Origin of the sequence: Cellulomonas sp. ICMP 17802, from assembly GCF_041295535.1 — a bacterium.
Taxonomy (GTDB): domain Bacteria; phylum Actinomycetota; class Actinomycetes; order Actinomycetales; family Cellulomonadaceae; genus Cellulomonas.
This window is the reverse complement of record NZ_JBGFQZ010000013.1, coordinates 65,411-86,371: the sequence shown is the minus strand read 5'-3', so window position 1 is coordinate 86,371 and position 20,961 is coordinate 65,411. Positions and strand designations below refer to the sequence as shown.

General features: G+C 73.5%; 19 protein-coding genes and 1 pseudogene. 14 read left to right on the top strand and 6 right to left on the bottom strand.

All coding sequences use genetic code 11. From position 1 onward, the window contains the following. The 3 genes and pseudogenes from AB5970_RS11985 to AB5970_RS11975 all read right to left on the bottom strand — a co-directional run. Nucleotides 1-881, bottom strand: a pseudogene (locus AB5970_RS11985) (hypothetical protein); the annotation flags it as partial. Between the two features lie 51 nt (nucleotides 882-932). Beyond that, nucleotides 933-1,955: a Gfo/Idh/MocA family protein gene (locus tag AB5970_RS11980; protein WP_370504171.1), complete on the bottom strand. Its 1,023-nt coding sequence runs from the start codon at nucleotides 1,953-1,955 to the stop codon at nucleotides 933-935. A gap of 5 nt (nucleotides 1,956-1,960) precedes the next feature. Continuing rightward, nucleotides 1,961-4,186 carry an MMPL family transporter gene (locus tag AB5970_RS11975; RefSeq protein ID WP_370504170.1) on the bottom strand — a complete coding sequence of 742 codons (2,226 nt, stop codon included), beginning with the start codon at nucleotides 4,184-4,186 and terminating at the stop codon, nucleotides 1,961-1,963. A 50-nt stretch (nucleotides 4,187-4,236) separates the two neighbouring features. Here AB5970_RS11975 and AB5970_RS11970 point away from each other — a divergent pair, with 50 nt between their 5' ends. The 4 genes from AB5970_RS11970 to AB5970_RS11955 are packed head-to-tail and all read left to right on the top strand — an operon-like array spanning nucleotide 4,237 to nucleotide 7,199. Beyond that, nucleotides 4,237-4,707 carry a MarR family winged helix-turn-helix transcriptional regulator gene (locus AB5970_RS11970; protein WP_370504169.1) on the top strand — a complete coding sequence of 157 codons (471 nt, stop codon included), beginning with the start codon at nucleotides 4,237-4,239 and terminating at the stop codon, nucleotides 4,705-4,707. Nucleotides 4,708-4,717: 10 nt separating this feature from the next. Then, entirely contained in the window at nucleotides 4,718-5,389 is a 672-nt protein-coding gene (gene lipB / locus AB5970_RS11965; RefSeq protein WP_370504168.1) for a lipoyl(octanoyl) transferase LipB, read from the top strand. 51 nt (nucleotides 5,390-5,440) lie between these two features. Continuing rightward, on the top strand, nucleotides 5,441-6,442 hold the full coding sequence (gene lipA, locus AB5970_RS11960; protein ID WP_370504167.1) for a lipoyl synthase: 1,002 nt from the start codon (nucleotides 5,441-5,443) through the stop codon (nucleotides 6,440-6,442). A 40-nt stretch (nucleotides 6,443-6,482) separates the two neighbouring features. Next, a complete protein-coding gene (locus tag AB5970_RS11955) occupies nucleotides 6,483-7,199 on the top strand; it encodes a DUF4191 domain-containing protein (RefSeq protein WP_370504166.1) in 717 nt (238 codons plus the stop codon). A gap of 45 nt (nucleotides 7,200-7,244) precedes the next feature. On the opposite strand, the gene AB5970_RS11950 is transcribed toward AB5970_RS11955, so the two are convergent. Further along, nucleotides 7,245-7,769 carry an RDD family protein gene (locus AB5970_RS11950; RefSeq protein ID WP_370504165.1) on the bottom strand — a complete coding sequence of 175 codons (525 nt, stop codon included), beginning with the start codon at nucleotides 7,767-7,769 and terminating at the stop codon, nucleotides 7,245-7,247. A 271-nt stretch (nucleotides 7,770-8,040) separates the two neighbouring features. Here AB5970_RS11950 and glnA point away from each other — a divergent pair, with 271 nt between their 5' ends. From glnA to AB5970_RS11925, 5 genes are all read left to right on the top strand, one after another. After that, the gene (glnA, locus tag AB5970_RS11945) at nucleotides 8,041-9,465 is read left to right on the top strand and encodes a type I glutamate--ammonia ligase (RefSeq protein WP_370504164.1); all 1,425 of its coding nucleotides are present in this window, start codon (nucleotides 8,041-8,043) and stop codon (nucleotides 9,463-9,465) included. A gap of 225 nt (nucleotides 9,466-9,690) precedes the next feature. Beyond that, on the top strand, nucleotides 9,691-10,356 hold the full coding sequence (locus AB5970_RS11940) for a hypothetical protein (RefSeq protein WP_370504163.1): 666 nt from the start codon (nucleotides 9,691-9,693) through the stop codon (nucleotides 10,354-10,356). Beyond that, on the top strand, nucleotides 10,346-11,770 hold the full coding sequence (locus AB5970_RS11935) for a hypothetical protein (RefSeq protein ID WP_370504162.1): 1,425 nt from the start codon (nucleotides 10,346-10,348) through the stop codon (nucleotides 11,768-11,770). Before AB5970_RS11940 ends, AB5970_RS11935 begins: the two co-directional genes overlap by 11 nt. After that, complete coding sequence (locus AB5970_RS11930; protein ID WP_370504161.1) at nucleotides 11,767-12,216, top strand: hypothetical protein; 450 nt, start codon at nucleotides 11,767-11,769, stop codon at nucleotides 12,214-12,216. The genes AB5970_RS11935 and AB5970_RS11930 overlap by 4 nt, the downstream gene beginning before the upstream one ends. A gap of 12 nt (nucleotides 12,217-12,228) precedes the next feature. After that, nucleotides 12,229-13,677: a hypothetical protein gene (locus tag AB5970_RS11925; RefSeq protein WP_370504160.1), complete on the top strand. Its 1,449-nt coding sequence runs from the start codon at nucleotides 12,229-12,231 to the stop codon at nucleotides 13,675-13,677. Nucleotides 13,678-13,698: 21 nt separating this feature from the next. On the opposite strand, the gene AB5970_RS11920 is transcribed toward AB5970_RS11925, so the two are convergent. Both AB5970_RS11920 and AB5970_RS11915 read right to left on the bottom strand, forming a co-directional pair. Beyond that, nucleotides 13,699-14,262 (bottom strand): YqgE/AlgH family protein, encoded by a 564-nt coding sequence (locus tag AB5970_RS11920; RefSeq protein WP_370504159.1) that lies wholly within the window; start codon nucleotides 14,260-14,262, stop codon nucleotides 13,699-13,701. Nucleotides 14,263-14,299: 37 nt separating this feature from the next. Continuing rightward, the gene (locus tag AB5970_RS11915; RefSeq protein WP_370504158.1) at nucleotides 14,300-14,845 is read right to left on the bottom strand and encodes an NUDIX domain-containing protein; all 546 of its coding nucleotides are present in this window, start codon (nucleotides 14,843-14,845) and stop codon (nucleotides 14,300-14,302) included. A 127-nt stretch (nucleotides 14,846-14,972) separates the two neighbouring features. Between AB5970_RS11915 and AB5970_RS11910 the strand changes: the two genes are divergently transcribed. Genes AB5970_RS11910 through AB5970_RS11890 form a run of 5 tightly spaced genes read left to right on the top strand, consistent with a single transcriptional unit; the run spans nucleotide 14,973 to nucleotide 20,919 of the window. Beyond that, on the top strand, nucleotides 14,973-17,288 hold the full coding sequence (locus AB5970_RS11910) for a hybrid sensor histidine kinase/response regulator (protein WP_370504157.1): 2,316 nt from the start codon (nucleotides 14,973-14,975) through the stop codon (nucleotides 17,286-17,288). Beyond that, nucleotides 17,285-17,671: a response regulator gene (locus AB5970_RS11905; protein WP_370504156.1), complete on the top strand. Its 387-nt coding sequence runs from the start codon at nucleotides 17,285-17,287 to the stop codon at nucleotides 17,669-17,671. The genes AB5970_RS11910 and AB5970_RS11905 overlap by 4 nt, the downstream gene beginning before the upstream one ends. Then, nucleotides 17,664-18,791 carry an adenylate/guanylate cyclase domain-containing protein gene (locus AB5970_RS11900; RefSeq protein ID WP_370504155.1) on the top strand — a complete coding sequence of 376 codons (1,128 nt, stop codon included), beginning with the start codon at nucleotides 17,664-17,666 and terminating at the stop codon, nucleotides 18,789-18,791. Before AB5970_RS11905 ends, AB5970_RS11900 begins: the two co-directional genes overlap by 8 nt. Then, the gene (locus AB5970_RS11895; protein ID WP_370504154.1) at nucleotides 18,788-20,320 is read left to right on the top strand and encodes a peptide ligase PGM1-related protein; all 1,533 of its coding nucleotides are present in this window, start codon (nucleotides 18,788-18,790) and stop codon (nucleotides 20,318-20,320) included. The genes AB5970_RS11900 and AB5970_RS11895 overlap by 4 nt, the downstream gene beginning before the upstream one ends. Further along, complete coding sequence (locus AB5970_RS11890; protein ID WP_370504153.1) at nucleotides 20,317-20,919, top strand: histone deacetylase; 603 nt, start codon at nucleotides 20,317-20,319, stop codon at nucleotides 20,917-20,919. The genes AB5970_RS11895 and AB5970_RS11890 overlap by 4 nt, the downstream gene beginning before the upstream one ends. Nucleotides 20,920-20,961: the final 42 nt, after the last annotated feature.

The window sequence follows — 20,961 nt, the reverse complement described above, 5'->3', positions numbered from 1 at the left end:
AGCGTCGACGCAGGCGCGGCCGTCGCCGACACGAGCTGCTGCCTCCCGACCAGCGCCGCGAGCACGACCAGCACGATCGCGCCCGCCGCGACCGACGCACGCACCGCGCCTCGCCGCCGAGGCGCCCGTGCCGCCCGGCGCGAGCGCGCCGGGACGTCCCGGCGCGCACCGGCGGTGAGCGCGCTCGAGGCCAGCACCCCGGCGTCCGGCAGCCGGACGGGCGACGGCTCCGTCACGCGGAAGCACCGGTCGACCACCCGACCCGCCTCGAGACCGGGCACGGTGAGCAGGTCGACCAGCGCCTCCCGCAGCGACGGGTCGTCGGACGGCAGCCGGACGTCCTCGCCGGGCATCACGTCGACGATCGTGGTCACCAGCCGGCGCACGTCCGCCTCGGGGTCGCCGGTCGCCAGGAGCGCGTGCCGCAGGTCGGTGAGCACCGGCCGGCCGTCGGGCCGGAGCACCACGGCCGCCGCCGTGACGGCTCCGTGCACCAGGCCGGCGTCGTGCAGCGCGCCGAGCGCGCCGGCCACCGGGATGGCCACGGTGGCCGCCTCGCCGTCGGCCAGCGGGGCACGGGCGGCCCGCACCTGCGCGAGGGTCGGGCCGGCCACGTGCTCCACCACGAGCCCCAGGCGTCCGGGCGAGAGCTCGACCACGTCGAGCAGCTGGGCGAGGTGCTCGTGCCGCAGCGCGCGCAGCAGGGTCACGCGGGTGGTGAGCGGACCGTCGGCCACGGCGGCGACCACGTGCAGCTCGAGGTGCCGCCCCGAGCCGTCCAGCGCGACCGCGAGCCAGCCGTCGCCGACGAGGTCGACCGGCCGGAACCCGGCGCGGGCGAGGGCGGTCTCCACATCGGCCGGCACGAGGAACCTGTCCATGCCGGCCATCCAAGACGCGTCCAGCCGGTCGCGTCGGCCGTCGTCCACAGGTCAGGGCAGCGGGACCACGCGTCGCTCGGCGGCGGACACCACGGCGGCGTCCAGGACGCGGGCCGTCCGGGCGGCGTCCGCGGGGTCGACCGGCGGCGGCCCTCCGTCGAGCACCCAGCGCACGACGGCCCGGTAGAGGTCGACGTGCCCGCCGGGCGCGCGCGGGACGGGCGTGCGGTCCGTGCCGCGCACCAGCCAGCCCTCGTGCACGGGCTCGCCGGGCCGCCGGGTCTCCTCGTAGGCGTCGTCGAGCGCGGCGAACGGCGTCGGCTCCCCCTCGAAGCTGGTGACCAGGTACGCGCCGCCGTCGCCCAGCACGCGCGTGCGCGGCCCGGGTGCGCCGACGATGCCGCCGGCCTGCAGGTGGCTCACGACGCCGCCGGCGTGCACCAGCGCGAGGAAGACGTCGTCGACGGCGGGGGTCTTGCGGGCGTGCAGCTCGGCGTAGACCTGCTCGACCGGGCCGAACAGCTGCACCGCGGAGTCGACCAGGTGGGCGCCGAGGTCGAGCAGCAGGCCGCCCGACTCCGGGTCGTTCTCCTTCCAGCGGTCCTGCGGCACCGGCCGGAACCTCTCCCAGCGCCGCTCGAACCGGTGCACGGTGCCCAGCTCCCCGCTCGCCAGCAGCCCCAGCAGCGTCAGCTGCTCGCTGTCCCAGCGGCGGTTCTGGAAGACCGTGAGCCGCCCGTCGGCCCGGTCGGCCAGCGCCTGCGCGTCGGCGGCGCTGGTGGCCAGGGGCTTGTCGACGAGCACGTGCAGGCCCGCGTCGAGGGCAGCGTTCACGTGCGCGACGTGCTCGCCGGTCGGGCTCGCGACCACCACGAGGTCGAGGTCGGCGGCGTGCTCGAGCAGCGACGCGACGTCCGGGACCACCGCGGCCCCGGGCCAGTCCTGCTCCACCTGCTCCGCGCGGCTGCGGGTCACCACGGCCGTCACGCGCTGCCCCGCCTCGCGCAGCAGCCGGGCGTGGATCCCCCGGCCCGCTCCCCCGTACCCGACCAGTCCGACCCGCAGCTCCTGCATGCGGCTCACTCTAGGTCGGCGGGTACCTCGTCCCGGCGCGAGAGCGCGCTGGGCCACCACGTGCGGCGGCCCAGGTCGTGCACGAGCGCGGGCACCAGGAGGCTGCGCACCACGAGCGTGTCCAGCAGCACGCCGAACGCGACGATGAACGCGATCTGCGCCAGGAACAGCAGCGGGATGACGCCCAGCGCCGCGAACGTGGTGGCCAGCACCACGCCGGCGGACGTGATGACGCCGCCGGTCACGGCGAGCCCGCGGACCACGCCAGCCCGCGTGCCCACCTTCGTCGACTCCTCCCGCACGCGCGTCATGAGGAAGATCGAGTAGTCGACGCCCAGGGCCACGAGGAACACGAATGCGAACAGCGGCACCACCGGGTCGGCTCCGGCGAAGCCGAACACGTGGTTGAAGACGACCGCGGACACCCCCAGCGCGGCGGCGAACGAGAGCACGTTGGCCACCAGCAGCAGGGCCGCGGCCACGACCGACCGCAGCAGGAACATGAGGATCAGCCCGATCACCACGAGCACGACCGGGACGATCACGCGCAGGTCCCGCTCGCTGGCGAGCTGGGTGTCGAGCGACTCCGCGGCGGCGCCGCCCACGACGGCGGTGGGGCTGGCGTCGTGCACGGCCGCCCGCAGGTCCTCGACCGTCGCGACGGCGGCCTGGGTGTCGGCCGAGGCGGCCGTGGTGACGTCGAGGCGCACGCGTCCGTCGACGACGACGGGCGGGGCGTCCGTGGCGGGGGCACCGGACGGCGAGCCCGTGTACGGGGCGACGGCGTCCACGCCGTCGACGCCCTCGGCCGCGGCGGTGACCGCGTCCACGTCCGCCTCGTCGACGATGACGATCGCGGGCTGCACGGCGCCGGCCGGGAAGTGCTCGGCCAGGACGGCCTCGCCCGAGACGGCGTCCACGTCGGTGAGGAAGATGTCGACCTGGCTGGTCCCGGAGGCGTTCAGGGTGGGCAGGAAGGCCGCACCCACGCACAGCGCGAGCGCCGTGACCACCCACACGGTGCGCGCCCGGCGCCCGACGAAACGGGCCAGCCGCGCCCACACGCCCGTGCCGGCGGCGGGGTCGACGTCGGCCGCCCCGACCGCGTCGGCGCGCGGCGCGCGCGGCCAGAAGAGGACCCGCGAGCGCTTGCCGAGCACGAGCAGGAGGGCGGGCAGGAGCGTGAGCGCGCCGAGCAGGGCGGACGCGATGCCGATGGCCGCCACCGGGCCGAGGGAGCGGTTGGAGCCGAGGTCGGACAGCAGGAGGCACAGGACGCCCGCGATCACCGTGCCGGCGCTGGCGGCGATGGGCTCGACGCACGCGCGCAGGGCCCGCCCCATGGCCGTGGCGGGGTGCTCGACGTGGTGCAGCTCTTCCCGGTACCGGGCGACCAGCAGCAGCGCGTAGTCCACCGAGGCGCCGACCACGAGGATCGACAGGATGCCCTGCGACTGCCCGTTGAGCACGAGCGTGCCGTTCTTGGCGAGGGTGTACACCACGAGACCCGCGAGGCAGAGCGCGAACACCGCCGTGAAGATGACGACGAACGGCAGAAACGGCGACCGGTAGACGATCGCCAGGATGAGCAGCACCGCGCCGAGCGCGACGAGCAGGAGCACGAAGTCGATCCCGCCGAAGGCGGTGACCAGGTCGGCGACGAACCCGGCCGGGCCGGTGACCCACGCCTGGACACCCAGCTCGCCGGCGCTCGTCGCCGTCGCGCCCAGGTCCTGGGCCAGGGACTCGCGCAGCGCCAGCACGAACGAGTCGGTGACGCCCTCGTCGCCGGCGAGCAGCTCCTCCGCCTTGGCACCGTCCAGCGAGAACGCGACGAGCAGCGCCTCGCCGTCCTCGGCCGGCACGACCGCCGGCGTCCCCACCAGGTAGTCGGCCCAGGTGCCCTCGTTCCCGGCGGGCAGCGCCTGGTCCGGCACCCGGGCGGCCCACTTCTGGACGGCCGCGAGCTGGTTCGGCGTGACCGCGCCGCCGTCCTCCGGCTGCACCACCACCAGCGCGGGTAATGTCTCGGTGTCGACGAAGCCCTTGCTCTCCTCGGCGGCCCGGGTGGACTCGGCCGACGAGGGCAGGAACGCCGAGGCGTCGTTCGTCTGGACCTGCGACAGCTTGCCCTGCGCCATCCCGCCGACCGACCCGATGCCGAGCCACACCACCAGGGCGACGCCGACGAGGACGGCGCGGACGATCGTGGACCGGCGATTACTCAGCATGCTGAGTATCATTGGTACAGATCCTCCGAACAGCAAATGGAGGCGGGATCGTGGAGCACGGGAGTGGGCCGGCCGACGCGCCGGACCCGACGTCGTCCGACCCCGCCCACTGGCCGGTCGGCCGCCTCCTGTCCGCCGCGTCCCGTCGCGTCGAGCGCGAGTGGAACGCCCACCTGGCCACCTGGGACCTCAACCACGCGAGCCTGCCCGTGCTGGTCCACCTGGTGCGCGGCCCCATGTCCCAGCGCGAGCTCGCCTCGGCCTGCGAGGTGACGGAGCAGACCATGAGCCGCGTCCTCGCGCGCATGGAGCGGACGGGCTACGTGACGCGGCGACCCCACGACGACGACCGCCGCCGGCACGTCATCACGATCACCGACCCCGGCCGCGCGGCGCTGGCCGTCGCTGCCGACCGGGACACCGCGGAGGCGCTGGTCACCCGCGGCCTGACCAGCGAGCAGACCGAGCAGCTGCGGCACCTCCTGGCGCTCGTCGCCCGCCCGCAGGACGACGCGGGTTAGCCTGACCGACATGCGGTTCGACGAGCTCGACCTCGGCACACGCCTGCTCCCCTACGAGCCGACGTGGCAGCTCCAGCGCGAGGTGCACGCGGCGGTGGCCGACGGCACCGCCGAGGACGTGGTGCTCCTGTGCGAGCACGAGGACGTCTACACGGCCGGCCGGCGCACCGCGTCGTGGGACCGCCCGGTCGACGGGACGCCCGTGGTCGACGTCGACCGCGGCGGCCGCATCACGTGGCACGGCCCCGGCCAGCTCGTCGGCTACCCCATCGTGAAGCTGGCCACACCCATCGACGTGGTCCGCTACGTGCGCGTGCTGGAGGAGGCCCTGATCCGCACGTGCGCCGACCTGGGCCTGACCGCGATCCGCGTCGAGGGGCGCAGCGGCGTGTGGTTCGCCGCCGACGACGAGCGCGGCCTGCGCGAGCGCAAGGTCGCCGCCATCGGCGTCCGGGTGTCCCGCGGCGTGACCATGCACGGCTTCGCGCTCAACTGCGAGCCCGACCTGGCCGCCTTCGAGCGCATCGTGCCCTGCGGGATCACGGACGCGGACGTGACGTCGCTGTCCGTGGAGACGGGCCGCCGGGTGCCGATCGCGGAGGTCCTGCCACTGGTCCGCGGGCACCTCGTCGACACCCTGGTGCCGATCCTCGAGGCCCGGCCGGCCGTCGCCGCGGTGTGACGCGCACCTCCCCCGCAGCCGTCCCCCCGGACGCGGGTTAGTCTGACCGGCGTGACGATCGCAGCCGATGGCCGACGCATGCTCCGCATCGAGGCGCGCAACGCCGAGACGCCCATCGAACGCAAGCCGGAGTGGATCCGCACGCGCGCGACGATGGGCCCCGAGTACACCGAGCTCAAGGGCCTGGTGAAGCGCGAGGGCCTCAACACGGTGTGCGAGGAGGCGGGCTGCCCCAACATCTTCGAGTGCTGGGAAGACCGCGAGGCCACGTTCCTCATCGGCGGCGACCAGTGCACGCGGCGCTGCGACTTCTGCCAGATCGACACCGGCAAGCCCGCCGACTTCGACGCCGACGAGCCCCGCCGCGTGGCCGCGTCCGTGCAGGCCATGGGCCTGAAGTACTCGACCGTCACCGGCGTCGCCCGCGACGACCTGCCCGACGGCGGCGCCTGGCTCTACGCGGAGACCGTCCGCCAGATCCACGCCGTGAACCCGGGCACGGGCGTCGAGCTGCTCATCCCCGACTTCAACGCGACGCCCGAGCTGCTGGCCGAGGTCTTCTCGTCGCGGCCCGAGGTGCTCGCGCACAACCTGGAGACCGTCCCGCGGATCTTCAAGCAGATCCGCCCGGGCTTCCGCTACGACCGCTCGCTGTCGGTCATCACCGCCGCCCGCGAGGCCGGGCTGGTGACCAAGTCGAACCTCATCCTCGGCATGGGCGAGACCACCGAGGAGGTCGTCGAGGCCCTGGACCAGCTGCGCGAGGCAGGCTGCGACCTCATCACGATCACCCAGTACCTGCGCCCGTCGGTCCGCCACCACCCCGTGTCGCGCTGGGTGCGGCCCGAGGAGTTCGTCGAGCTGTCGGCCGAGGCCGAGCGCCTCGGGTTCCTGGGCGTCATGTCCGGGCCGCTGGTCCGCTCGTCGTACCGGGCGGGCCGCCTGTGGGGCCAGGCCATGCGACGCTACGGCCGCCCGATCCCCGAGGCGCTGGCCCACTTCGCCGAGCCGACGACGTCGCGCCAGGAGGCGGCGAGCCTGCTCGCCCGCTGACGTCCGGGAGCGCCCCGATCCGTCGGTAGACTTCGGGCCCATGGCCCGTGACACGTCCCCCGCCGCTGCACCGACCGGCAAGGTCAAGAAGACCCGCTGGTACCACCAGGTGTGGCAGGCGTACCAGATGACCCGCAAGGCAGACCCCGCCGTCACGTGGATCGTGCTGGCGGTGTTCTTCGGCGTGATCGTGCTGGGCCTCGTCATCGGCCTGCTCGTGGGCCACTGGCTGTACGTGCTGCTGCTCAGCATCCCGTTCGCGGCGCTCGGTGCCATGTTCATCCTGGCCCGGCGCGCGGAGACGGCCGCGTACACGCAGATCGAGGGTCAGCCGGGCGCCGCGTTCGCCGCCCTGGGCACCATCCGCCGCGGCTGGACGTTCACGCAGGAGCCCGTCGCGGTCGACCCGCGCACGCAGGACATGGTGTTCCGCGGCGTCGGCAAGCCCGGGGTCGTGCTCGTCGGCGAGGGTCCCGCGCCGCGCATCGCGAAGCTGCTCGAATCCGAGCGCAAGCGCACCGCCCGCGTCATCTCGGGCGCCCCGATCACGCTCATCCAGGTGGGCGACGGCGAGGGCCAGGTGTCGCTGCGCAAGCTGCCGCGCGAGGTGCAGAAGCTCCGCGGCAAGCTGACCAAGCCCGAGATCGCCGAGGTCAACAAGCGCCTCACCGCCCTCGGCGGCATCAAGCTCCCGGTGCCCAAGGGCGTCGACCCGATGCGCGCCCGCCCCGACCGCAAGGGCATGCGCGGCCGCTGACCGACGGTCTGCGCAGGTCATCGGGGGGTCAGCGCGGGCCATCGGTCAGCGCCGGACGATCGCCGTCCCGGCGACCCGGTCGTGCAGCCCGCGCCCGTCGGAGTCCCACACCGCGGCCGGCACCACGAGGCACAGCAGGACCGTGCGGACCAGCGCGCTGAGGAACCCGGGGGCCGCGCTCGCCCACACCGGGTCGGCCTTGTCGGCCGGCCGGTCGGGGAACACCCGGCGCACCCGCAGGCCCAGCAGGCGGTGCCCGAGGGTGTTGCCGATGGAACCGACCAGCAGCACGTTCTCGAGCGCGAAGATGCCCAGGGTCGCCCACGGGTTGCCCCGCGACAGGAGGAACGCCGAGGGGTCGGCCGCGAAGAACGCGCCCGAGATCAGCAGGCACGCCATCCAGTCGATGACGAGCGCGACGACCCGACGCCCGACCGGCGCGAGCGCCCCGGCGCCGGACTCCGGCAGGCCGAGCCGGACGCCCCGCGGCGTCGCCACGCCGCCACCCGAGGCCTCCGGGTCGTCAGGGGTTCCGCCCAGCCACGAGCTCAGGTCACGACGATCTGCCACGTGAGCAGGGTAGGTGACGGCCGGAGCGAGACGGCAACGCACCGGAAACACGGGCGGCGCTCGACGTTCGTAGGGTGGGTCCCGCTGCTCCCCCGTCCCGCGTGGACGAACGGCCTCACGGACTCGTCCCCTGCGGGCATAGGGTCAGCATTCGTTACACGAGGCGCGCGTCCGTAACGCCGTCGAAACACTTGGTACACGACGGAGAAACCACGCGCTCGTAGCCTCGCCTTGCCCGACCCCACGGGTACCACCGACCGAGGAGCAGCGGATGTTCAGCAAGCCAGAGGAAGTCCTGGCGTTCATCAAGAGCGAGGACGTGAAGTTCGTCGACGTCCGGTTCTGTGACCTGCCCGGCACGATGCAGCACTTCAACGTCCCGGCCTACTCGCTGGAGCTGGACTTCTTCACGGACGGCCAGATGTTCGACGGGTCCTCGATCCGCGGCTTCCAGGCGATCCACGAGTCGGACATGAAGCTGATCCCGGACATCAGCACCGCGTACATCGACCCCTTCCGGGTCGAGAAGACGCTGAACATCAACTTCCACATCGTCGACCCGTACACCGACGAGCCCTACAGCCGCGACCCGCGTCAGGTCGCCGCGAAGGCCGAGGCGTACCTGAAGTCGACCGGCATCGCGGACACGGCGTTCTTCGCCCCCGAGGCCGAGTTCTACATCTTCGACGACGTCCGCTTCCACACGAAGCAGAACGAGTCGTTCTACAAGATCGACTCCTTCGAGGCGGCGTGGAACACCGGCCGCGAGGAGGAGGGTGGCAACCTCGGCCACAAGATCCCCTACAAGGGCGGCTACTTCCCCGTCCCGCCGGTGGACGGCTTCTCGGACATCCGCGACCAGATCAGCCTGCAGCTGGACGCCCTCGGCCTCGGTGTCGAGCGCGCCCACCACGAGGTCGGCACGGCGGGCCAGCAGGAGATCAACTACCGCTTCGACAAGCTGGCGATCTCCGGCGACAAGGTCATGCTCTTCAAGTACGTCGTGAAGAACGTGGCGCACGAGAACGGCAAGACGGCGACGTTCATGCCGAAGCCGCTCTTCGGCGACAACGGCTCGGGCATGCACGTGCACCAGTCCCTCTGGAAGGACGGCGAGCCGCTGTTCTTCGACGAGAAGGGCTACGGCGGCCTGTCCGACATCGCGCGCTGGTACATCGGCGGCCTGCTCAAGCACGCGCCCTCGCTGCTGGCGTTCACCAACCCGACGGTGAACTCCTACCACCGCCTGGTGCCCGGCTTCGAGGCCCCCGTCAACCTGGTCTATTCGGCCCGCAACCGCTCCGCATGCATCCGCATCCCGGTCACCGGTTCGAACCCCAAGGCCAAGCGCATCGAGTTCCGCGTGCCGGACCCGTCGTCCAACCCGTACCTGGCGTTCTCGGCCATGCTCATGGCCGGCATCGACGGCATCCAGAACCGGATCGAGCCGCCGGACCCGGTGGACAAGGACCTGTACGAGCTGCCCCCCGAGGAGCACGCCCTCATCCAGCAGGTCCCGGGCTCGCTCGGCGAGGTGCTCGACAACCTCGAGGCCGACCACGACTTCCTCACGGCGGGCAACGTCTTCACGCCCGACCTGATCTCGACGTGGATCGACTACAAGCGCAACGCGGAGGTCGACCCGATCCGCCTGCGCCCGCACCCGCACGAGTTCGAGCTCTACTACGACGTCTGACCGTCACCGCTCATGGCTGCTCCCGTGAGCGTCTGACGCAGCACGCACAGCAACCCGGTCGCCTCTGTGGCGGCCGGGTTGTTGCGTCTGTGGCGGTGATCGAATCGTGCCAAATCACCATCCTTGACGCATATCCCCCGCCCGAGTACAACGAAACCAGGGGGCAGCGAGACACGTCCCCCACGCGCACGCCGCACCGTCGCGGCCGGCCGAAGGGGGTTCGGCATGCCGGACGACACCGATCCGCACGTGTGGCCGGGCGACGTCCCGTCGGTCGTCCGGCTGGGCGCCGGAGGACGCCGGGTGGACGGCCGCCGGATCCTGGCCCGCCACGACGTGGAGCTGAAGGGCGCGGAGGCCCGCGCAGAGCTGGCCAAGACGGTCGTCGACCGCCAGGGCGAGCTGCTCGCATGGGTCGAGCAGGACGAGGCCAACGCGCAGCTGCTGCTCGAGCAGCCGGCCAAGGCCCTGGCCCTGGCGCTGCCCGGCGTCGACCCGGTCGAGGTCGTGGTGCCCAGCGGGGCGCTCCTCGGGCACGTCCTGGCCGGCGCGCACCTGACCAAGGTCGCCGAGAAGGTGGTCCCCGAGACGGCCCAGGCGCTCGCGCTGCTGCGGGAGGTGGCCGACGACGCGGCCGCGAGCCCGGGCGGGTTCGCCGACCTGACCGCGGACACCTCCGCGGCCGTCACGCGGGTGGCCGCGGGCCGGTACTCCGCGGTGGTGGTGCAGCGGACCATCGAGGCCGTGCTGCGCGGGCGCGGCATCGTCACCATCTCGCTGCCGCCGACGACGACGATCCCGTCGGGGGTGCTGCTGACGCTGCGTGAGAACCCGGCCGCCGCGGCGGCCCTGGAGCACGCCGTCGTGGTCGGGGGCGACGATGTTCGCTGACCACGGCGGTTTCGACGTCGCGTTCGAGGTGGCCGAGGCCATGCTCGCCGCGTCGGTGACGGGCGCGTTCGCGGTGCCGCTGCCCCCGCCGCGGGAGGTCACCACCGCGGGGATCCGGCTGCGGGTCGTCGTCGACGCCGTGACGCCCGGGGGCGCCGACGTCCTCGTGGGTGAGCAGATCGTGGTCACCGGCACGTTCCACGCCGTGGGGACCGTCCTGTCCGCGTCCGTGGGCGGCGTGCAGATCACCCTGCCGCCGGGGCTCGCGGGTGTCGAGCTGGCGGGCACGTTCACCGTGCCGTTCGGCGTAGGGGTCGGCGTCCGGAGCGGGTCGAGGGGCGTCGTCCTGACGCCGGACGCTGCCCACGCCGGCGCCGTGCTCGACCACGACGCGCTGTTCGCGTCGCCCCCGATCCAGATCGCGCTCGCGGCCGCGTACCTGCAGGGCGGGGAGACGGCCTACCAGCAGAAGCACACCGAGATCGGCGACGCGGCGGACTCGGCCGCGGCCGCCGCGATCGCCGATGCCACCGCCGGGCTCACGCCGCAGCTCGCGCTGCCCGAGCCCGCCGGGGTGACGTTCGCCGCCGTGCGCACCAGCGTCGCGGCTCTCAAGGTGCTGGTGAGCCTGCCCGGGAGTCCGGCCGGGAATCCGTCGGCGGCGGGCCGCGTCATCGTGCGCAGCGACGCCCTGGGCGCGCCGCTCGACCTCGCCGCCGCGGTGCTCAACAACGGGACGGTGCTGCGGGCGGTCCGTGCCGGTCTGGCGACGACGCTCGGCATCCCGGTCGGCTCGCCGGCCTGGTCCACCGCGCACCCGTGCGCGATCTTCACGCCGACGCCGTTCCCGGTGCCCCCGGGCACCATCCCGATGATCGGGACGACCCCCGCCGCGACCGTCTCGCTCGACTTCCTGCTCGGTCAGGTCAACGCGGCCGGGCTGCTCCAGGTGGACGCGCGCCTCACCGTCAGCGGCTTCGGCGGCTTCGCGTCCGGCACGGCGTCGGCGACCATCACCGCCCCCTTCACGGCGACGGTGTCGGGGGGCGTGCTCACCATCGGCGTCGGGCCGTCGCTGCCGGCCGTCGCGACGTCGGACGTCCAGGTCAACCCGCTCGCGTACGTGCTGGCCGCGCTCGCGGGGCAGTTCTCGGTCATCGCCGTCCTCGCCGCGGTCGACCTCATCGCCGGACCGTTCGTCGCGCCGATCATCGCCGGCGCGCTCACGGGCCTGACCTTCGGTGCGGGGTTCGCGCTGCCGCTCTCGGGCCGGTTCTCCTCGCTGAGCCTCTCGACGCCGATCTCGGCGGTCGAGCCCACCGCGCCCTTGCGCTCCGTGACGATCCCGATCCCCGGCGCGTCGATCACGATCACCCTCGACCGGGTCCAGGACGTGACGGTGAGGCTGGCATGAGCGACCCCGCAGACGTGACGAGCGAGTCCGCGTGGCGGGCCGCGGCCGGCAAGCCCCTCGAGGTGCTGCGGGGCCATCGCGAGGCGGCCGCGCGGTACGCGGCGGCCCCCGACGCCCCGGTCGACACCGTGCGCGGCGGCAGGGTGCTGCGGCCGGGGCCGGCCCGGCCTCACCACCCCCTCCCCGGCGCCGGGGTGCCGCCCGCTCTGCCACCGGCGATGCAGGAGCTCGTGCGCGACTGGGAGTCGGCGCACCCGGGTTCCCGGCTCGAGCCGGTGCGGCTGGTGACGTTCGGCCCCACGGGCTCGGCACCGACCGGGACGGCCGACCTGCCGCCGGACGAGTCGCTGGTCGCCCTCTCGATCTCCCGCACGAGCGTGACGGCCCAGCAGATCGACGTCGACGGCGTCCTGCTGCTCGCCCGGCGCACCGACACCCCGGCCTGAGGGGGCGTCGGCATGGGCAGGGCGCTCGGCACGACCGGCGCGACCGTCGACGGTCCCCTCGACCCGAGCCTGCCGATCGTGGTGCTGCTGCACGGCATGGGTGGCGACGTCCGGGACATGACCGCCCCGCTGACCAGCGTCTTCGGGTCCGTGGCGTTCAACCGCGCCGCGCCGCCACCGGGCTGGACCAGCCTGTCGTTCGCGGCGTACCCGCCGCCGCTGCCGATCATCGGCGCGTTCCTCGATCCCCCGGCGACGTCGCTCACCAGCTGGCGGGACGCCCTGCTGGCGGCCGGCTTCAGCACCATCACGTACTCCCAGTCCGGGCCGCTGATCGCGAACGACGTCACGCAGCTCGTCGGGATCGCCCGGGCGATGAGCGCGGACCCCCAGATCGCGCCGCTGCGGGTCGCGTTCGTCGCGCACAGCCGCGGCGGCCTCGTGGCCCGGTCCTTCCTGCTGGCGGCGGCCGCGGACGCCACCCTGACGGGCTTCCTCGGGCGGACGAGGATGCTCGTCTCGCTGCACTCCCCGCACCTGGGCTCCGGCGTCGCCTCGCTCGCCGTGACGGTCGACGGGCTGCTGGCGACGGTCCAGACGTCGCTGACGACGCTCGGCGCTCCCCCGACGTTCCTCACGCCGCTGCGCAGCCTCGTGCTCAACGGGGCCCGGGCGGAGCTCGCCATCGGCGCGCCCACGGCGGCGATCGCTCCCGGCGAGCCCGTCCCGGGCATCAGGTACCACACGTTCGGCGGCGTCAGCACGGTGTTCTCCCGACTCTGGGCGAAGGCGTTCACGCCGGAGTCCTACGTCCCGCTGCCCGTGCCGTGGCCCTTCTTCCACTGGGCGACGTCGTCGCTGCCCATCGGCGCACCGCTCGACGCGGTGAGCCTGCTCCCCCTGGTCGGCGTCCTGGCCCCGGTGCCGGGCGTGGTGGCGCTGGCGACGGCGCTGACGACCCTCGTCGCCACCACGCCCGAGCTCGCACCCGGGTCCGGCGACGTGCTCGTGTCCGACGCCCGCTCCCGGCTGCCGTTCGCCACCACCCACACCACGAACGCGCTGAACCACCTCGAGGCGCTCTACGACCTGGGCCTGCAGGCCCAGGTGGTCACGCTGCTCTCGAGCCTCCGGGTCGCTCCCCCGCCGCCCGTGACGCCCACAGCGATCGTCCGGATCGCCCCGTACCCGGCGCGCGCGGGCTCGACTCCGCACACCGTCACCGCGAAGGACGCCACGACGGGCGCCTCGATCGCCGGCACGGTGACGGTGCGGACCGCGTCGGGCGCCGTCGGGCTCACGGTCCCGGTCGGGCAGCAGTTCACCTACTCGTTCGCGCCCCGACGCACCCGCGTGCTGGCCGACGACGGCCGCTGGGACTGGGAGCTGTCGTACCCCTCGGCGACCGCGGCCCTGGCCGCGCCGTACGGGACCGTCGCCGTCGACCTCGGGCTGCCCTGAGGCCGGGACGGGACGGCGGCCTCAGTTGAGCGAGGCGTCCTCCGCGTAGGTGGAGACGATCGCCAGGTCGCCGCCCTGCCGTCGCAGCACCCGCCGCCACAGCTGCTCGGGCTCGCGGGTGAGCAGGTCGGCCGGCTCGGCGTCGACGACGAACCACGAACGCTCGGCGATCTCGCCCTCGAGCTGCTCCTCGCCCCACCCGGCGAAGCCGACGAACACCCGGACCCCGCGCACCTGCCCCGCCACGGCCTCGGGCGCGGCGTCGAGGTTCACCAGGCCGAAGGGGCCGGTCAGGGCGTCCAGGTCGGGTGACGGCCGTGCGCCGGGCAGCAGGACCGCGACACCCATGGCGGTGTCCTCGCCGACCGGGCCGCCCACGAACAGGGCCGGCGGGTCGGCGACGTGGCTGTGCCACTCCGGCAGGACCGCGGCGACGTCCACCGGCGACGGGCGGTTGAGCACCACCCCGACCGCTCCCGTGGCGCTGTGGTCGAGCAGCAGGATGACCGTGCGGTGGAACGTGGGCTCGCGCAACCCCGGGGCCGCGACCAGCAGTCGTCCTCGCATCACCTGGCCGTCCGACATCTCCCCATCATCGCCTGTGCGGTCCGGGCCCGGTCGGTCAGGACACCCGCCCGAGGGCGATCGCCGCGTACATGAGGGCCGCCACGGTCTCGCCGTCGTCGATCGTCCCGTCGGCCACGAGCCCGAGGACGTCGGACCATGGCACGCTCCGGACCCCCGAGATGCCTTCCGCCGCCTGCTCGGACGGCTCGTCCGAGGGCCGCAGCCCGCGCGCGAGGTAGACGTGCTCGGGCGCGTGGCAGATCCCGTTGAGCGCGAACATCGACCCCAGCCGCTGCCAGTGGTCGGCCACCAGACCGGTCTCCTCGCGGAGCTCCCGGCGCGCGGCGAGCAGCGCGTCCTCGCCGTCGGACCCGCCCGCGGGCACCTCGAGCGAGACCCCGCCGGTGGCGTACCGGGCCACCTCGACCAGGACCACCTCGTCGTCGTCGGTGAGCGGGACGACGAAGACCGCGTCGTTGCGCACCTCGACGACGCCGTAGATCCCCGCGGTCCCGTCGGGCCGGTCGACCTCGTCCTCGCGCACGCGGATCCAGGGGTTCTCGTAGACGGTCGTCGAGCTGCGGGTGCGCCAGGCGTTCATGCCGCCAGCCTGGCAGACGGGCGCGCACGCTCGGTCGCCCGGCGGGGACGTCATTGCACACGCCCAGCGCCCGCGAGCAGACTGAGGTGCGCCCGGGACGTCGAGACCCGGGGAAGGGCGGCCGACGATGGCCGAGCTGCAGGGCGGGACCGTCAGCCAGGCGGAGCACGATCGCCTGCGGCGCGCCTACGACGACGCCACCGACCAGTTCTCGGCGGCGAACGCCGTCCTCACCGCGCTGGGGTCGGCGGCCGATCCCGATGCGGTGATGGACACGATCGTCGACACCGCGCAGCGCCTGTGCCGGGCGCAGACCGTGCTCGTCTACCTCATCGACGGCGACCGGTTCACGCTCGCGTCGTCCGTGGGACTCACCGACGAGCTCCGGCACTACTGGCGCGAGCACCCCATCCGGCTGGACGGCGACACGATCGTGGGCCGCGCCGCCACGGGCCGCAAGGTCCAGCAGATCGCCGACGTGCTGGTGGACCCCACCTACCGCCGGCGCGACCTGCAGGAGATGGTCGGGTTCCGCACGGTGGTCGCCGCCCCCATGGTGCTCGACGACGAGGTGGTGGGCGCCCTGTCGCTGCTGCGCAGCGAGGTCGAGCCGTTCGACGCGAGCGCGATCGCCCTGCTCGAGGCGTTCGCGGCCCAGGCGGCGATCGTCGTGCGCCACGTCGACCTGCTCACGGCCCTGGACGCCCGCGGCGCCGAGCTGGCCCGCCGCGTCGACCAGCTCGAGGCGCTCAGCGCCGTGGGCGGGATCGTCAGCTCGAGCCTGGTGCTGGACGAGGTCCTCTCCACCATCATCAAGAACGCCGTCCGCTTCTCGGGGTGCGACGGCGGCTCGATGATGGAGTACCTCGAGGACGACCAGGTCTTCTCCGTGCGCAGCGCCTACGCCAGCAGTCCCGCGCTGCTCGAGGCCCTGCGCGCCGTGCGGATCGAGCTCGGGGCCACGCTCGTCGGACGCGCCGCGCTCGAGCGGCACCCCGTCGCCGTCCCGGACCTGGACGAGGTCGAGCTCGACCCGCACCTGGCCGTCCTGCACGCCGACGGCTGGCGCTCGGTGCTCGCCGTCCCCGTGCTGCGCGGCGAGCGGATCGTCGGGGCGCTCGTCGTGCGACGCCGCACCGCCGGGCCGTTCGCGCAGGAGACCGTCGACTTCCTCGAGACGTTCGCCAGCCAGTCGGCGCTCGCGGTGACCAACGCCCGGCTGTTCCGGGAGCTCGAGGTCAAGACGGCCGAGCTGGAGGTGGTCAGCCAGCACAAGTCCGAGTTCCTGGCGAGCATGTCCCACGAGCTCCGGACGCCGCTGAACGCCGTGATCGGGTTCTCCGAGGTCCTGCTCGAGCGGCTCTTCGGCGACATCAACGAGCGGCAGGAGGAGTACCTCCGCGACATCCTCAGCTCCGGGCAGCACCTGCTCGAGCTGCTCAACGAGATCCTCGACCTGTCCAAGGTCGAGGCCGGGCGCATGGAGCTCGAGCCGTCCACGTTCTCGGTGCCGACCGCCATCGAGTACGGCATCGCGACCGTCCGGGGGCGCGCGAACGACCACGGCATCGAGATCGCTCTGGCGATCGACCCGGCGGTCCACCTGATCGAGTCCGACGAGCTGAAGTTCAAGCAGGTCGTGGTGAACCTGCTCAGCAACGCCGTCAAGTTCTCACCCGACGGCGGCCACGTCGTCGTCGCCGCGCGCCAGGTCGGCCCCGAGCTCGAGATCACCGTGACCGACGACGGTCCGGGCATCGCGCCGGAGGAGCGCGAACGCATCTTCGAGGCGTTCCAGCAAGGGCGGCGCGGCGCCCCGAAGGAGGAGGGCACGGGGCTCGGCCTCACCCTCTGCCGACGGCTCGTGGCCCTGCTGGGCGGCCGGATGTGGCTGGAGACGGAGGTCGGCGGCGGGAGCACCTTCGGGTTCGTCCTGCCCTCCGACACCGCGGCGGCACGTGCCGACGGACCGCGCGACGACGCGCCCGTGGTCGTCGTGGTGGACGACGACCGCGCCTCGCTCGCGGCGGCACGTGCCGACGGACCGCGCGACGACGCGCCCGTGGTCGTCGTGGTGGACGACGACCGCGCCTCGCTCGACCTCCTCGCCGCCTACCTCGACGGGCTCGGCGTGCGGGTGGTCCGGGCGCGCGACGGCCGGGCCGGGCTGCACAAGATCCGCTCGTCGCGGCCCGTGGCGGTCGTGCTGGACCTGCGCCTGCCCGGCCTCGACGGCTGGCAGGTGCTCGAGCGCCTCAAGGCGGACGAGGCGACGCGTGACATCCCGGTCGTCATCGCGTCGATCGTCGACGAGCGCTCCCGCGGCCTCGCCCTGGGGGCGGCCGAGTACCTGATCAAGCCGGTCGGTCGCGACGACCTGGTGCGCGCGCTGCACCGCGCCGAGGCCCTGCCCGCCGCCGCAGTCGAGGGGATGCTGGGATGACGTCGAGCCGGATCCTCGTGGTCGAGGACAACACGCTGAACCTCAAGCTCATCCGCGACGTGCTCCAGGTGCGCGGCTACGACGTGGTCGAGGCACGGTCGGGCGAGGAGGGCGTCGACCTGGCGCACGACTGCAGCCCGGACCTCGTCCTCATGGACCTCCAGCTCCCCGGCATCGACGGGGTCGAGGCGCTGCACCGGATCCGGCAGGACCCTGTCGTGGCCGACGTGCCCGTCGTCGCCGTCACCGCGTTCGCCATGCAGGAGGACCGCGACCGGGCACTCGCCGACGGCTTCGACGGCTACCTGTCCAAGCCGATCAGCGTCCGGGCTCTGCCCTCGCAGGTCGACGCGTTCCTGGTGCACGGTCACCCGCATGCCTGACCCGGTGACGATCCTCGCGGTCGACGACGTGCCGCAGAACCTGCGGCTCCTGCAGGCGGTCCTGGAGCCGCGGGGCTACCGGCTGGTGCTGGCGGGATCGGGCGAGGAGGCGCTCCGCGTGCTGCACGACCCCGCGCACGCCGTCGACCTGGTCCTGCTCGACATCGTGATGGCGGGGATCGACGGGTACGAGGTGTGCCGGCGCGTCCGGGCGGACCCGGCCACCACCTACCTCCCCGTGGTGATGATCACCGCGAGCGGTGACCAGGAGAAGCTGCGCGCCATCGAGGCCGGCGCCGACGACTTCGTCACGAAGCCCTTCCACCAGGGCGAGCTGGTCGCCCGCGTGGCGTCGCTGGCCCGGGTGAAGCGGTACCAGGACACGATCGCCCGGCAGGCGGCCGAGCTGGCCGAGTGGAACCGCGAGCTCGAGGAGCGCGTCCGCACGCAGGTCGACGAGCTGCAGAAGCTCCACCGGCTCCGGCGCTTCCTGCCACCGCAGCTGGCTGACCTGGTGATCGACTCGGGCGACGAGTCGCTGCTGGACAGCCACCGCCGGGAGATCGTCGTGGTGTTCTGCGACCTGCGCGGCTTCACCCCGTTCGCGGAGCAGTCCGAGCCCGAGGAGGTCATGGCGGTGCTGGGCGAGTACCACCGGGCGCTGGGCGGGCTGATCGACGAGTACGAGGGGACGCTCGAGCGGTTCACCGGGGACGGGCTCATGGTCTTCTTCAACGACCCGGTGCCCTGCGAGGACCCCGCCTGGCGGGCCGTGGCGATGGCGACGGCCATGCAGGACCGCGTCGCCGCGCTGGCCGTGGGCTGGTCCCGGCGGGGGCACCAGCTGGGCTTCGGCGTCGGCGTCGCGCAGGGCTACGCGACGCTCGGCCGGATCGGGTTCGAGGGTCGCTCCGACTACGCCGCGATCGGGAGCGTGACCAACCTGGCGGCCCGGCTGTGCGCCGCGGCGGCGGCCGGCCAGGTGCTGGTGAGCCAGCGCGTCTTCTCCGCCGTCGAGGACCGCGTCGACGGACGGCCGATGGGCGAGCTCGAGCTTCGCGGCTTCAGCAGACCCGTGAGCACGTTCGCGGTCGAGACGACGGAGGTGAGGCAGCCGTGACCACTCTCGAGCAGCTCGACGAGTCGGCCCGCCAGGAGCGCTTCGACCTGCTCCAGCAGCGGATGAGGTCGGTCTGGGACGTGATGCGGCTCGACCACGAGGACGAGTCGGTCGTCGTGGTCCCGTCCGTGGCCGTCGACGCGAAGGCGGCCGGGAGCGCCGGACTGGTCCAGGCCTTCGAGGAGCGCTTCCTGTTCCTGCTGCTCCTGCTGCGGCAGCCCCTCCTCCGGATGACCTACGTGACGTCGACGCCCATCAAGGACAGCATCATCGAGTACTACCTGGCCCTCCTGCCCGGCGTGATCCCGAGCCACGCCCGCGCCCGGCTCACGCTCGTCTCCGTCGACGACGCCACGCTGCGCCCGCTCAACGAGAAGCTGCTCGACCGGCCTCGGCTCGTGGAGAGCATCGCCGCGGCGATCCCCAACCGCGAGCGCTGCCACCTCATCGCCTACAGCACCACCGAGCGGGAACGGGACCTCGCCCTCCACCTCGGCATCCCCATGTACGGGTCCGACCCGCGGCTGGCCGACCTGGGCAGCAAGACCGGCTGCCGGCGCCTGTTCGCGCAGGAGGGCGTGCAGCACCCGTTCGGTGCGGAGGACCTGCACAGCCGAGAGGACGTCGTGGACGCGATCCTCGCCCTGCTCGCCGCCCGCCCGACCAGCCGGCAGGTGATCGTCAAGCTGAACGAGGGCGCGTCGGGCAGCGGCAACGCCCTGGTCGACCTGGCGGGGGCGGCGTCCCCGGCCGAGGTGCGCGACCGGGTCGAGGCCCTCGAGCTGGAGTCGCCGACCCTGAGCCGCGCCGAGTACTGGGAGAGGTTCGCCGGCGGGGGCGTGGTCGAGGAGCGGGTCACGGGCACCGAGCTGCGCAGCCCGAGCGTGCAGCTGCGGGTGCTGCCCGACGGGACGGTCGAGCTGCTGTCCACCCACGACCAGCTGCTGGGCGGCCCGAGCGGCCAGCGCTACCTGGGCTGCACGTTCCCCGCCGACCCCGCGTACTCGCGCCTCATCAGCGACCCTGCGCAGACCATCGGCCGCCGCCTGGCCCGGGAGGGGGTGCTGGGTCGGTTCGCCGTCGACTTCGTCGTCGTCCGCGACGAGACGGGTGCCTGGGAGGCCCACGCCATCGAGCTGAACCTGCGCAAGGGCGGGACCACGCACCCGTTCCTCACCCTGCAGTTCCTCACCGACGGGCGCTACGACGGACCGTCGGGCCGGTACCTGACGTCGACCGGCGCCGAGAAGCACCTCGTCGCCACCGACCACCTCGAGGCACCGGAGCTGCGCGCGCTGCGCGTGGGCGACCTCTTCGACGTCGTGGCCCGGCACGGCCTGCACTTCGACCAGTCCCGGCAGACGGGCGTCGTGTTCCACATGATCAGCTGCCTGACCGAGCTGGGGCGCGTGGGCCTGACCGCCGTCGGGGACACGCCCGAGCAGGCGATGGAGCTCTACGAGCGTGCGCAGGAGGTCCTGCTCGCGGAGGCCGTCGCGGCCGGGCGCGCGCGGACGCTGCCGGGATGACCACGGCCGTCGTCGACCGCGTCTGGTACGTCGCCTACGGGTCGAACCTCAGCGTCGACCGGTTCCGCTACTACCTGCGCGGCGGCCGACCGCCGGGCAGCCGGCGCACGTACCCGGGGTGCCGCGACCGGACCGAGCCCGAACGCACCGTCCCGCTCGTCGTCCGCGGGAGCCTGTCCTTCACCGGGGCCTCGACGGCGTGGGGCGGCGGGACCGCGGTCTTCGACCCGGACGGCACCGGGCGGGTCGCCGCGGCCGCGTACCTGCTGGGGTCCGGTCAGCTGGCCGACGTCCTGGCGCAGGAGATGCGCCGCGACCCCGGCGAGGACCTGGACCTGCAAGCCCTCGGGCGGGAAGGGCGGCACCGCTACGGCCCTGGGCGCTACGAGACGATCGTGCACCTGGGCGGACGGGACGGACTCCCGCTGGTCACCCTGACCTCGGAGCCGTTCGACGACGCGCCGCTCAACGCCCCGAGCGACGCGTACCTGCGGACGATGGCGACCGGCCTGCGCGAGACGCACGGCTGGGGTCCCGACGAGGTCCGCTCCTACCTCGCCGCGATCCCCGGGATCGGCGAGGCGCTCCTGTCGTCGTGACCGCCTGTGTGCGCGCTGGGCACCAGATGTGGAGGGCGCCCG